Here is a 12,587-nt window from a genome sequence, read left to right on the forward strand (position 1 = left end):
CGGGTGAACGTCGCCAGAAACGAAGGTCACTCTTCGCCGCGGGCCCGGGATTCGTAGGCCCGGCGTTGCGCGGGGTCGACCTGGTCGGTGAAGACGTGTTCGCCGCCGAGCAGGCGATTCATCCCCTCGGACAGCGCGCGCGGCAGAAACTTCTGCGACGCGATGATGGCGCCGGCCATTTTCGTTACGCGGACCCGTGGCCGGGGATGCGCCACCAGTCCCACGATGGCGTCGGCGATGTCGGTCGGTTCGGCGTTCTTGATGCCCTTGGCCCCGGTGGTGCCTGCGATCAGCTCGGTGTTCACGAACGTGGGCATGACGACCGAGAACTTCACGCCGGTCGTGCGGTATTCGATCCTGGCGGCATCGGTGAAGCCGATCACGGCGTGCTTGCTGGCGCAGTAGGTGGCCGCCCCGGCGATGTAGGTCTCCCCGGCGAGAGAGGCAATGTTGATGACGTGCCCGGATCCGCGCGGCACCATGCGTTGCGCCGCCAGCTTGCTGCCCAGGATGACGCCGTAGACGTTGATGTCGAGGATGCGCCGGGTGACGACGTCGGGTTCGTCGACGACCCGGCCGAGCGGCATGATGCCGGCGTTGTTGACCAGCACGTCGATCGGGCCGAGTTGGCGTTCGACCTCGTCGAGGAAGTCCGCGAACGAGTGCGGATCAGTGACGTCAAGCTTCCGGTAGACGTCGAGCCCCAGGGCCGCGCCCGACTCCTTGACCTTCACCTCGTCGATGTCGCCGATCGTCACCTTCGCGCCGAGGTTGTGCAGCGCGGTCGCGGTCGCCAGGCCGATCCCGCGCGCGCCGCCGGTGATCACGATTACCTTGCCGCGGACCTTCAGCCCGATCGATGCCGTGTCTGCCATTGCCGTCCCTCCGGTTTCTTGACGGGTGTCAACTCGGGTAAGCACAGCACTCGGGGCCGGGCGGCGCAATAACCGGGTGGCCTGCGCGGGCCCACTCCGTCGATACTGCAGCGATGACGCACGTGCGGCCGGCCGTAGCGGCCGACGCGCACGCCGTGGCCCGGGTCCACGTCCGTGCGTGGCAGTCGGCCTATCGCGGGCTGCTCGCGCCGGACTACCTCGACGGCCTGAGGCCCGAAGCGTGGGCGGCCCGCTACGCCTTCGAGCGGGTGGGGCTGGGGCTGCCGTCGACGCTGGTGGCGGTCGACGGCGCCGTGATCCGCGGGCTGGTCACCACCGGGCTGAGCCGCGAGCGGCCGAACGCGGGGGAGCTGATGGCGCTCTACGTCGACCCGGCGTGCACCGGGACCGGTGTCGGGCGGCTCCTGATGGCCGCGGCGCGGGAGCGGCTGCGGGGCCTCGGGGTGGCGGAGGCCCTGCTGTGGGTGCTGGACCTTAACACCCGCGCCCGGCGGTTCTACGAGCGCGACGGGTGGCGGTTCGACGGGGCGCGCCGCACCGAGAGCTACGGCGACAGTCAGGCGCAGCTGCTGCGCTACCGGTGCGCGCCCGTCTGAGTCGCGGCGCAGGAACCCCGAAACCCGAAAAGGTCGTTCCCGCAAAGTGATTCCGTCCCCTCACTCCGGTGAGAGACTCTCGCGCGATGCACTCCGCAGTTCATCGGCGATTGCCGGCCCCTTCGTGCGATGACCGACTTCCGCCGTCTGCACGGCCGAATCGGCGGGAACTACTGACCCTCAACGCCTTTGGCCAGATCGGCCGTCATCGAAGCAGCCAGATCGCTCAGTCAGGCTTTGCCACAAGGACTTAAGCACGAAGGCCATGCCAATCGACGTGGCGGTCCGCGGCGACTCCCGCTGAAGTCGAGGATCTGCGCCCACCGCGCGGATCCAACGCAAGCGAGTCGGGTGCGAGATTACGAGGGACTTTGGACATCTAATCATTGTGCCAATGGCGCACACTTCCCGGCCTTAGGGCTCTCGCCGGCACCCGCGCCACGAGAGCAACATGACAACTGCTTATGAACCACCGGTCCAACACCGATGCGGGCAGGTCCTAACTGCCTGGTCCGGGTTTGGTGCGTTGCGGTGTGTTCCCGGCCGGTGCAATGGCGCAGCGTGCCGGACAGGGCTTGGTCGCAGGTAATCGTTGCGGCGCCGGGACGATTCGACGGCTCGGCCTTCGGCGTCTGGTCAAGGAGTGCTCAATGCTGCAGGAGTTCTGGCAGAACTTTACTCACAACCTCTTCAAGCCGTTGTTGTTGTTCTTCTACCTCGGGTTCTTGATTCCGATCTTGAAGGTGAGGTTCGAGTTTCCGTACGTGATCTATCAGGGCCTGACCATGTACCTGCTGCTGGCGATCGGCTGGCATGGCGGCGAGGAGCTCGCTCGGGTCAACGCGGCGGACATCGGGAGCACCGTCGGATTCATGGTCCTGGGCTTTGTGGTGAACTTCTGCATCGGAATACTCGCCTATTTCCTACTCGACCGCATGACGAAAATGCGCCGCATCGACAGGGCCACGGTGGCCGGCTATTACGGATCCGACTCGGCAGGCACCTTCGCCACCTGCGTGGGCGTCCTGACCAGCCTCGGCATCGCGTTCAACGCCTACATGCCAGTCATGTTGGCCGTCATGGAAATTCCGGGCTGTCTGGTAGCGCTGTACCTCGTCGGCCGGCTGCGTCGCAGGGAAATGGATGCGGCGGGGCTCATGCCCGACGAGCCGGGGTATGCCTTGCCCGCAAGGGCCGCGGCGGGGCCCGGCACGGCCGCCCGGCCGGCGGTCGGCGCGAGCCTCGACGACGCCGAGCGCGGCGTCGAGCAGGAGTTGGAGTTCTCCCTGGAGAAAAGGGCTCATCCGCAATGGACGTCCGCGCCAAACCCAGGCCAGGGCGGTAAGAAGCCGCTCTCGGTCCGGGCGCTGCTGCAGGAGGTCTTCCTCAACCCTGGGCTGGCGCTCCTGATCGGCGGCATCATCGTCGGCTTCGTGAGTGGATTGCAGGGCCAGAAGGTCGTTCACGACGACGACACCTTTTTCATCTCGGCGTTCCAGGGTGCGCTGTGCCTGTTCTTGCTCGAGATGGGAATGACCGCCTCCCGTAAGCTGAGGGACCTCAGGTCGGCCGGTCGCGGCTTTGTCGTCTTCGCACTGCTCATGCCCAACGTCTTTGCCACGCTCGGGATCGCCGCTGCCCACGGCTATCAGTTGCTCACGCACGCCGATTTCAAGCCGGGCACATACGTCCTGTTCGCCGTCCTGTGTGCCGCGGCGTCGTACATCGCCGTGCCGGCGGTGCAGCGGCTGGCGATTCCGGAAGCGAGTCCGACGTTGCCTCTGGCCGCATCGCTGGGCCTGACCTTTTCCTACAACGTCACCATCGGGATTCCGGTCTACATCGAAATTGCGCGTCTGTTCAGTTGATCCACCGTTGGGCAGCCACAACCGACTCGCCACATCGCCGTGAATCCGAACCGCCCGGCCGAGCTCGACGACGGTTCGACGACTCACAGCCCGAAGCTGCGCTTCGCGTGGAGGCGTCGCGGCCGGGCCCGGAGCCAGCGCGAAAGTTAGCGCAGCGTCAGCCACAGCAGGCTGCCGGCCCCGATCAGCGCGCAGTAGACGGCGAACGGCGTCAGCGTGCGGGTCTGGAAATACCGGGTGAGGTACCGGACGGCGAGGTAGGCGCTGACGAACGAGGCGACGCTCCCGGCCAACACCTGGCCGCCGATCCCCGCCCCGAGGGGGCCGAACAGCTCCGGGATCTTGTAGAGCCCGGCGGCCAGGATGATGGGCGTCGCCAGCAGGAAGGAGAAGCGGGCGGCGTCCTCGTGGGACAGGCCGCGCCACAGGCCGGCCACGATCGCGATGCCCGAGCGGCTGATGCCAGGCAGCAGGGCGAGGATCTGCGCCGCGCCGATCAGCACCCCGCGGCCAACGGGCAGCTGGGCGAGCCGGTGGTCGATGGCCTCGTCGGAGTGGTCGGGGTGCCCGTCGGGAACCGCTTCGGCGCCCGCCGGCGCGACCCGCCGGCGCAGCACCTCCCCGGCGTAGAGCGCGATCCCGTTGAGCAGCAGGAAGGCCGCGGCCGGGACAGGCTTGCCGAGGGTGGTGCGGAACAGCTGTTCGAGCGCCAGCCCGGCCAGCCCGACGGGAATGGTGGCCGCCACCAGCAGCCAGGCCAGCCGCTCGTCGGGCGTCTCGACGCGGCGGTACCGGGCCGAGGAGACGAAGCCGGCCAGCACGCGCGACCAGTCGCGCCAGAAGAACAGCAGCAGGGCGGCGGCGGTGGCGACGTGCAGGCCGACGATGAACGCCAGGTAGGGCGATTTTGGCGCGGACACGTCGAGGTCCCGGGCCCACTGCCCGCCGATGAGCGCCGGCACCAGCACCGAGTGGCCCAGGCTGGACACCGGGAACAGCTCGGTGACGCCCTGGAACGCGCCGACGACCACGGCCTCCACGTAGCTCAAGTGCGCGCTCACGGGTCTTGAAGTTCCTTCCCTTCGGGACAACGAAGTACCGAGCGTAACGGGTCCCGATCCGGGCGCGAACCGGCTTGCGGGCCTGCGCATTTGGCCGACGGCTCGGCGTGGCGGGTTTGCCGCCGGCCCGCCGGGTACGGTGTGCTGATGCCCGACCGGTTGCTCGACGCCGTCCGCGTCCTCGACCTGTCGACGGGCAACGCCGACGCCGTGACCCGCCTGTTCGCCGACCTGGGCGCCGACGTGCTCAAGGTGGAGTTTCCGGGTGGAAGCCCCGCGCGCGCGGCTCCGCCGACCCTCGCCGGTGCCGGCATCCCGTTCGCCGTCCACAACGCCAACAAGCGCGCGACGGTGCTGGACCCGTTCGACGAGGACGACTGCGTCCGCTTCTTCGACCTCGCCGGGGAGGCCGACATCGTGGTGGACAGCGGAGCCGACGGTGTGATCGCCTTCGGGACGTCGGGCGAGGAGTTGGCCGCCCGCTACCCGCACCTGGTGGTGCTGTCGGTCACCGACTTCGGTGCGACCGGCCCGCGGGCGTCGTGGTGCGCGACCGACCCCGTGCTGTACGCGATGTGCGGGGCCCTGTCGCGGTCCGGCCCCACCACGGGCACACCCGTGCTGCCGCCCGACGGCATCGCGTCGGCGACCGCCGCGGTTCAGGCGGCGTGGGCCGCGCTGGCCGCTTACTACAACCGGTTACGTTGCGGCACAGGAGATTTCATCGACTTCTCGCGGTACGACGCCGTCGTGATGGCACTCGACCCGGCGTTCGGGTCGCACGGGCAGGCCGCCGCCGGCGCCCGCAGCGCCGCGCGCTGGCGGGGGCGGCCGAAGAATCAGGACGCCTACCCGATCCTGCCGTGCCGGGACGGCTTCGTGCGGTTGTGTGTCATGGCGCCGCGGCAGTGGCGCGGGCTGCGGCGGTGGCTGGGGGAGCCGGAGGAGTTCCAGGATCCGAAGTACGACGTGATCGGCGCGCGCATGGCGGCGTGGCCCGAGATCGGCGCGCTGGTCCGGGAGTTGTTCGCCGGGCAGACGATGAAGGACCTGGTGGCCGCCGGCCAGGCGCACGGCGTGCCGATCGCCGCGGTGCTGCCGCCGTCCTGGGTGCTGGACTCCGAGCACTTCCAGGCCGTCGGCGCGATCACCGAGGCCGAGCTCGTCCCGGGCGTGCGCACCCGCATCCCTACCGGCTATTTCGTCGTCGACGGACAGCGCTTGGGCTTCCGCACCCCGGCGCCCGCCATCGGGGAGGACCAGCCGTACTGGCTCGGCGGCCCGCCGGTCGCGCCGGCCACACCGGGCAAGGTCGGCGACTACCCCTTCCGTGGGCTGCGCATCCTCGACCTCGGCATCATTGTGGCCGGCGGCGAGCTGGGCCGGCTGTTCGGCGACCTGGGCGCCGAGGTCATCAAGGTGGAGAGCCCGGACTATCCCGACGGCCTGCGGCAGGCCCGCGCCGGCGACGCGATGAGCGAGTCGTTTGCCTGGACACACCGCAACCAGCTCGGTTTCGGGCTCGACCTGCGCAGCGCCGAGGGCAGGCGGGTCTTCGGCCGGCTGGTCGCCGAGGCCGACGCCGTCTTCGCCAACTTCAAACCGGGAACCCTTGCCTCGCTTGGGTTTTCCTACGACGCGCTGCGAGCCGCGAACCCGCGCATCGTGTTGGCCGAGAGCAGCGCCTACGGCGACCGGGGGCCGTGGAGCACCCGGATGGGCTACGGCCCGCTGGTCCGCGCCGCCACCGGCGTCACCCGGCTGTGGACGCCGGCAGACCCGGACGACGGGAACGATCGGGCCGACGACGCGCGGCACGCCTTCTACGACGCGACGACGATCTTTCCCGACCACGTGGTTGGGCGGATCACCGCGATCGCCGCGCTGGCCGCGCTGATCCGCCGCGACCATACCGGCAGGGGAGCCCACGTCCACATCTCCCAGGCCGAAGCCGTGGTCAACCAGCTCGACACCCTGTACGTCACCCAGGCCGCGGTCGCCGCCGGCCTGAGCCGCATCCGCGACGACACCGCCCTGCACGCCGTCTACCCGTGCGCCGGCGACGACGAGTGGTGCGTCATCTCGATCCCGTCGGATGACGACTGGCGGCACGTCGCCGGGTTGCTCGATCACCCGCAGTGGGCCGACGACCCTCGCTTCGCCACCGGCGAGGCCCGGCTGGCCCACCGGCGCGACCTGGTCGGCCTGGTGTCCGCGTGGACCCGGACGCGCACGCCCGTGCGGACCGCCGAACTGCTGCAGGCGGTCGGCGTCCCGGCCGGGCCGATGAACCGGCCGCCGGACATTCTCGAGGACCCGCAGCTGCTGGGGCGAAGGCTGTTCAGCGACATGACGCATCCCTTGATCGAGCGGCCGCTCCCCGCCGAGACCGGCCCGGCGCCCTTTCGGCACATCCCGCCGGCCCCGCAGCGCCCGGCGCCGCTGCCCGGCCAGGACACCCGGCAGATATGCCGAGACGTGCTGGGCATGAGCCCCGCGGAAACCGAGCGGCTCCTCGCCGACCGCGTGCTGTTCGGTCCCCCGCGGGCCGGTTCTGATTCATAGCCACGCTAAATTCGTCCCATGACAGTCGACCCCAGGACGCCGGTGCTGATCGGCTGCGGCCAGGTCAACCACCGCGACGACATCGACCCGGCGGCGCGGTCGGTGGAACCGGTCGACCTGATGGAAGCCGCGGCGCGGGAGGCCGCGGACGGCCGCGTCATTGAGGCCGTGGACTCCATCCGCGTCGTCAACATCCTGTCCGCCCAGTACCGCGACCCGGGCCTGCTGCTCGGGCAGCGCCTCGGCGCCGCCGACTTCACCACGCTGTACAGTCCCGTCGGCGGCAACGTCCCGCAGTCCCTGGTCAACCAGGCCTGCCTGGACATTCAGCGGGGACGGGCGGGCGTCGTGCTGCTGGCGGGCGCCGAGACATGGCGCACGCGGCGGGGCCTGCGGGCACGCGGCGCGAAGCTGGTGTGGACGGCCCAGGATCAGTCGGTGCCGATGGCGGAGGTCAGCGGCGATGACGTCCCGATGGCGGGCGACGCCGAGATCAGGATCGGGCTCGACCGGCCGGCGTACGTGTACCCGCTGTTCGAAGAGGCGCTTCGCATCGCCCGCGGCGAGTCGATCGAGGACCATCTCAACCGGATCGCCGCGCTGTGGGCGCGCTTCAGCGCCGTCGCCGTCGACAACCCGCACGCCTGGATCCGCAAGCCCGTCACGGCCGAGGAGATCCGGCAAGCCGGCCCCCGGAACCGGATGATCAGCTGGCCCTACACCAAGCTGATGAACTCGAACAACATGGTGGACCAGGGCGCCGCCCTGGTGCTGACGTCGGTCGAGCAGGCCACGCGCCTGCGGGTGCCGCAGGAGCGCTGGGTCTTCCCGCACGCCGGCGCGGACGCCCACGACACCCCGTCCATCGCCGAGCGCGACGAGCTGCACCGGTCGGCCGCCATCCGGATCGCCGGCGCGCGGGCGTTGGAACTGGCCGGCCTGGGAGCGGGCGGCATTGACGACGTCGACTACGTCGACCTGTACTCGTGCTTCCCGTCGGCGGTGCAGGTGGCGGCCACCGAACTGGGACTGCCCGCCGACGATCCCGCCCGCCCCCTGACCGTCACCGGCGGCCTCACGTTCGCCGGCGGCCCATGGAGCAACTACGTGATGCACTCCATCGCGACCATGGCCGGGTTGCTGGTGGCAAACCCCGGGCGGCGCGGGCTGATCACCGCCAACGGCGGCTACCTGACCAAGCACAGCTTCGGCGTGTACGCGACCGAGCCGCCCGCCGAGTTCCGCTGGGAGGACGTGCAGCGCGCGGTGGACTCCGAACCCACGCGGAAGGCGCTGGTCGAGTGGGCGGGCATCGGCACGGTCGAGTCATGGACCACGCCGTTCGACCGCGAGGGTGAGCCGGAGAAGGCCTTCCTGGCCGTTCGCACCCCCGACGGGGCCCGGGCCTTGGCCGTGATCGCCGATCCGGAGGCGGCGCGTGCGACCGTGAGCGAAGATATCAGTGGCGCCAGCGTCGCCGTCGCCGCTGACGGCAGCGCCACGTTGCAGTAACGGTTTTGCGTCATTGCGCCAGCTCAGGGCGCTATTTCTGGATCAGCGGTCGCTAAGGCCATGCCAACTTGCCTATTGTCGACGGGGACGCTGGGCAAGTGAGCGGAGGTGAGTGGAGGTGAGACCGGGTGCGGATCCTGGTTACCGACGCCACCGGCGCGGTCGGGCGGCTGGTCGCACGGCAGCTCATCGCCGCCGGGCACACGGTCACCGGCATCGCGCGGCGCCCCCACCCCGGCCTTGACCCGGCCGTCGAACTCGTCTGCGCACCGCTGGGGGACCCGGTCCTGCAGAGTCTGACCGACCAGGCCGACGCGGTCATCCACCTGGCGCCGGTCGACGACAGCGCGCCGGGCAGCGCCGACCTCAACGGGGTCGCGCACGTGACCGACGCCGCAGCGCGCGTGGGCGCCCGGCTGCTGTTTCTCTCGCAGGCGGCGGGCCCGCAAGACCTGTACCGCCCCGCGGAGGCGCTGGTCTCCGGCAGCTGGGGCCCCACTCTGGTCGTCCGCATCGCGCCGCCGGTCGGCCGCCAGCTCGACTGGATGGTGTGCCGCACGGTGGCCACCCTGCTGCGCGCGAAGATGTCGAAGGCCTCCGCACAGCCGATGCGGGTACTGCATCTCGACGACCTCGTGCGCTTCCTGGTGTCGGCGGTGACCACCGAACGCACCGGCGTCGTGGACCTGGCGACCCCGGACACCGTCAACGTCATCACCGCCTGGCGGTTGCTGCGTTCCGTCGACCCTCGGTCCCGGGCGCCGCATCAGGTGCTCAGCTGGCCGCAGCTGGCTCCCGAGATGGACCTCACCGCCTTGCACGAGGACTGGACGTTCGAGTTCGGCTGGCAGGCGGCCGAGGCCGTCGCCGACACCGCACGCGGGCTCGTCGGTCGCCGCATCGCCGCCGCGGGCGCGGCGGGTCACGGCGGTCAGGCGCCGCTGCCGGTCGAGGTGCTCCCGCGGCCCCGGCCCTCGGGGGAGCTGCGCAGCGCGGCCCCCGAGGGGCTCGAGGGCGAGTTCGACGACCGGATCGATCCGCGGTTCCCCGTCTTCAGCGCCGCCGGCCTTGCCGGGGCCCTGCCGGGGCCGCTGACACCGCTGACGCTCGACGTGCAGCTGAGCGGGCTGCGCACGGCCGGGCGCGTGATGGGTAAGGTGCTCGCCCTCGGCGGCGCGGTGGACGACGAGTGGGGGAGCCGGGCCGTCGCGGTGTTCGGCCACCGCGCCTACGTGGGCGTATCGGCCGGCATCGTCGCCGCGGCGCAGCTGCCGGGCTGGGATCCGGACGCCATCGCCCGCGACGCCCTCGTCGGGCAGCCGCACGTCGGCGACCCCCTGCCGTTCGGCGAGCCGCAATTGGCCGGCGGGGCACTGGGATCGGTCGCCAAGGCGGTGGTCGCGGTGCGGTCCCTGGCCCTCCTGCGCCACCTCAAGTCCGACACCGAGGCGTTCGGCGCCGCCGCCGAGGCCGAACGCCTCGACGCGGCCCAGCTGGCGTCGCTGCCCGACGCCGCCCTCGAGGTGCGGCTCCGGCTGCTGCGGGACCGCATCCACCAGGGCTGGATCCTCACCGCGCTGGGCCTGATCGACGCCGGGGTCACGTCCGGGCTGGGCATGATCATGGAAAGCCGCCGGATCATCACGGAGACCACCGAGCTGGCCGGGCTGTTGCATGCCGACCCGCCCCTGTGCGCGCTGGCCAGAGAGGGCAACCTGGCCAGCATCCGGGCGTTGTCCCCGAAGACCGCCGCCGCCGTCGATGCGGCCGTCGCGCGGTTGGGGCACCGCGGGCCCGGCGAGGCGGAGTTGGCCAGCGCCACGTTCGCCGACGACCCGGCCATGCTCTTGACGGCGGTCTCCGAATTCGCCGCGGAGCCCGCCGATCCCGGCCAGCCGCCGGCGCCCCGGCCGCGGCGGCTATCGCCCGGTGCCCGCGGCTTGCGGGAGCCGGCCCTCGACGCCACCCTCCGGTTCACCCACGAGATGCGAAGGACGTTGCGGGAGCTGGGGTCGCGACGCGTTTCCGCGGACGCCTTCGACGCCGCCGACGACGTGTACTACCTGACCTGCGACGAACTGCTGACCATGCCGGTCGACGCCCGGCTGCGGATCAAGCGCCGGCGCGCCGAGCGGGAACGGCTGCAGGCGCAGCGCCCACCCGACGTGATCGACGGGACGTGGACCCCCGTCGACCCGGACGCCGACTGACGGATCAGCCCAGCAGCTCACGCAATCGCATCGCGTTGCGCACGGCATGGCCGCCGAGGTCGTTGTTGAAGTACATCCAAACGTCCCTGCCGTCGCCGTCCCACTCGGCGACCAGGCCGGCCCACCGGCGCAGGTCCTCGTCCGGATAGGAACCCTCGTACATGGCGTTCGGGTCGGGACCGTGCATCCGCACGTACACCAGGTCGGTGGTGGCCCGCGGGATGCACGGCAGCCCCGCGCCGCTCATCACCACGTAGGCGGCGCGCCGACGCTCGAGCAGCTCGTACACTTCGGGGTCGTTCCACGACGGGTGCCGCAGTTCCACGGCGACCCGGATGGCCGCGGGCACGGCGCGCAGGAACGCGTCCAGGCGGCCGTCATCGCGCTGCTGCTCGGGATGCAGTTGCACCAGCAGCACCCCGTGCCGGTCACCCAGCAGCTGCCAACACCGTTCGAACCGCTCGATCCACGGCTCCGGCGAGGCCAGGCGGCGATAGTGGGTGAGCCCCCGATGGGCCTTGACCGACATCGTGAAGCCGGGCGGCAGCTGGGCGCGCCACCCGGCGAACGTCGAATCCTTGGGCCAGCGATAGAAACTGGCGTTCAGCTCGACGGTGTCGAACACCTCGACGTAGCGGGCCAGCCGCCGCGCGGACGGCAGGCCCTTGGGGTAGAGCACGTCCACCCAGTGGTTGTAGGACCACCCGGACGTGCCGATCCGGACCGTCAACCGGTCACCCGCCGGCGCACCTCGTCGTCCAGCGACACCCGCACGAGCGCCGCGGCCAGGCGCGCATTGTCGTGCGGCGCAAGCGCTCCCAACTGTGCCGGCTTGACGGGCAGGCCCAGTTGTTTCGCGGCACCGGCGGCCCGGTCGTCGAAGTGGGGCCGCACCCAGGGCCACACGTCCTGCACCTCGCGCAGAAAGATGTCGGCGCCGGTGTCGCCGATGCCCTTGAATTTCTTGAGCATGCGTTTCGCCGCCGCGACGTCGTGCCCGCTGCGCTCGGCGAGCTCGCGCAGATCACCCGAGTAGTCGTCGCGGACCAGCGCGGCCATGTCGACGAGGCGGGTCGCCGAGCTCTCGTCGTAGCGCACATAGTGGGCGCGCCCGAACGCGTCGATCATGGTCCGGCGGTCCGCATCCAGCACGGCCTTCGGCGTGCGCAGGCCCGCGGCGAACAGTTCGCGCGCGGCAGCCATGGCGATCGCGGCATCGATCGGCTTGCTGGCCAGCATGCACAGCACGAGCAGCTGGAACAGTGGCATCGGCTTGTCGGCGATCTTGATGCGCGCCTCCGCCGCGTAGGTGGTACCGGCCGCGTCCAGCAGCCGTTTCACCGTCTCGTCGCGCTTGCCCACACTGCACCGCTTACCCGGGGTTTACCCCCGCCAACCCGGCCCACCAGCACCCCTCTACCCGCGAGCGCGCGTGTCGGTACGGCGACACGCCGCGTAGCCGGTACATTTGCGGACGCTCGCGGCACGGGTGCCGCTTACTTCGGCGGCAGGCTGCGCGCGTAGCCGACGCCGCGGGTCACCCAACCCTGCAGCTGGCGCCGGGTCCGCAGCCCGCCGACCGCGACGCGTACCCACCCGCGGGTCTCCCGCCCGGCCATCACCATGGGGTCGACATGGTCACGTCGCAGCAGCGCGTCGGTGTCGTCCGGCGGCACCCGCACCAGCAGGCCGCCCTGGCCGCTCACGGCCACGGACATGTTGCCGTTGATCAGGAAGGCCAGGCCGCCGAACATGCGCTTCTCGTCGACGCCGCGCTCGGCGCCGAGGAGTTCACGTATCCCGTTGGCCAGATCTTCGTCGTAGGCCATCCGCAGACCATAGCGCCGAGCGTGACGGGACTGTCACGCTCGGCGCCGAA

At 70.8% G+C, this 12,587-nt stretch carries 10 protein-coding genes; 5 read left to right on the forward strand and 5 right to left on the reverse strand.

Going from position 1 to position 12,587, the window contains the following annotated elements:
• Window positions 1–26: 26 nt before the first annotated feature.
• On the reverse strand, window positions 27–875 hold the full coding sequence (locus G6N56_RS03550) for an SDR family oxidoreductase (RefSeq protein WP_085257139.1): 849 nt from the start codon (window positions 873–875) through the stop codon (window positions 27–29).
• A gap of 113 nt (window positions 876–988) precedes the next feature.
• Between G6N56_RS03550 and G6N56_RS03555 the strand changes: the two genes are divergently transcribed.
• Window positions 989–1,492: a GNAT family N-acetyltransferase gene (locus tag G6N56_RS03555; protein WP_085257140.1), complete on the forward strand. Its 504-nt coding sequence runs from the start codon at window positions 989–991 to the stop codon at window positions 1,490–1,492.
• 650 nt (window positions 1,493–2,142) lie between these two features.
• Window positions 2,143–3,360: a sodium-dependent bicarbonate transport family permease gene (locus G6N56_RS03560; protein ID WP_085257141.1), complete on the forward strand. Its 1,218-nt coding sequence runs from the start codon at window positions 2,143–2,145 to the stop codon at window positions 3,358–3,360.
• A 146-nt stretch (window positions 3,361–3,506) separates the two neighbouring features.
• Here G6N56_RS03560 and G6N56_RS03565 read toward each other — a convergent pair whose 3' ends face one another.
• Entirely contained in the window at window positions 3,507–4,421 is a 915-nt protein-coding gene (locus G6N56_RS03565) for an undecaprenyl-diphosphate phosphatase (protein ID WP_085257142.1), read from the reverse strand.
• A 147-nt stretch (window positions 4,422–4,568) separates the two neighbouring features.
• Here G6N56_RS03565 and G6N56_RS03570 point away from each other — a divergent pair, with 147 nt between their 5' ends.
• The 3 genes from G6N56_RS03570 to G6N56_RS03580 all read left to right on the forward strand — a co-directional run bounded on the left by G6N56_RS03570 (window position 4,569) and on the right by G6N56_RS03580 (window position 10,708).
• Window positions 4,569–6,986: a CoA transferase gene (locus G6N56_RS03570; protein ID WP_408632659.1), complete on the forward strand. Its 2,418-nt coding sequence runs from the start codon at window positions 4,569–4,571 to the stop codon at window positions 6,984–6,986.
• 18 nt (window positions 6,987–7,004) lie between these two features.
• Window positions 7,005–8,498: an acetyl-CoA acetyltransferase gene (locus G6N56_RS03575; RefSeq protein WP_085257143.1), complete on the forward strand. Its 1,494-nt coding sequence runs from the start codon at window positions 7,005–7,007 to the stop codon at window positions 8,496–8,498.
• A gap of 128 nt (window positions 8,499–8,626) precedes the next feature.
• On the forward strand, window positions 8,627–10,708 hold the full coding sequence (locus G6N56_RS03580) for an NAD(P)H-binding protein (protein WP_085257144.1): 2,082 nt from the start codon (window positions 8,627–8,629) through the stop codon (window positions 10,706–10,708).
• A 4-nt stretch (window positions 10,709–10,712) separates the two neighbouring features.
• Here G6N56_RS03580 and G6N56_RS03585 read toward each other — a convergent pair whose 3' ends face one another.
• The 3 genes from G6N56_RS03585 to G6N56_RS03595 all read right to left on the reverse strand — a co-directional run bounded on the left by G6N56_RS03585 (window position 10,713) and on the right by G6N56_RS03595 (window position 12,537).
• A complete protein-coding gene (locus G6N56_RS03585) occupies window positions 10,713–11,438 on the reverse strand; it encodes a DUF72 domain-containing protein (RefSeq protein WP_085257145.1) in 726 nt (241 codons plus the stop codon).
• Window positions 11,435–12,070: an endonuclease gene (locus G6N56_RS03590; RefSeq protein ID WP_085257146.1), complete on the reverse strand. Its 636-nt coding sequence runs from the start codon at window positions 12,068–12,070 to the stop codon at window positions 11,435–11,437. The genes G6N56_RS03585 and G6N56_RS03590 overlap by 4 nt, the downstream gene beginning before the upstream one ends.
• Before the next feature lie 134 nt (window positions 12,071–12,204).
• A complete protein-coding gene (locus G6N56_RS03595; protein WP_085257147.1) occupies window positions 12,205–12,537 on the reverse strand; it encodes a TfoX/Sxy family protein in 333 nt (110 codons plus the stop codon).
• Between the last annotated feature and the right edge of the window lie 50 nt (window positions 12,538–12,587).

The organism is Mycobacterium saskatchewanense, assembly GCF_010729105.1.
Lineage (GTDB): Bacteria > Actinomycetota > Actinomycetes > Mycobacteriales > Mycobacteriaceae > Mycobacterium > Mycobacterium saskatchewanense.

Excerpts from the sequence above, each read along its gene's own strand:
- G6N56_RS03570 (WP_408632659.1), top strand. The coding sequence starts at position 4,569 with ATGCCCGACCGGTTGCTCGACGCCGTCCGCGTCCTCGACCTGTCGACG.
- G6N56_RS03550 (WP_085257139.1), bottom strand. The coding sequence starts at position 875 with ATGGCAGACACGGCATCGATCGGGCTGAAGGTCCGCGGCAAGGTAATC.
- G6N56_RS03560 (WP_085257141.1), top strand. The coding sequence starts at position 2,143 with ATGCTGCAGGAGTTCTGGCAGAACTTTACTCACAACCTCTTCAAGCCG.
- G6N56_RS03575 (WP_085257143.1), top strand. The coding sequence starts at position 7,005 with ATGACAGTCGACCCCAGGACGCCGGTGCTGATCGGCTGCGGCCAGGTC.
- G6N56_RS03555 (WP_085257140.1), top strand. The coding sequence starts at position 989 with ATGACGCACGTGCGGCCGGCCGTAGCGGCCGACGCGCACGCCGTGGCC.
- G6N56_RS03595 (WP_085257147.1), bottom strand. The coding sequence starts at position 12,537 with ATGGCCTACGACGAAGATCTGGCCAACGGGATACGTGAACTCCTCGGC.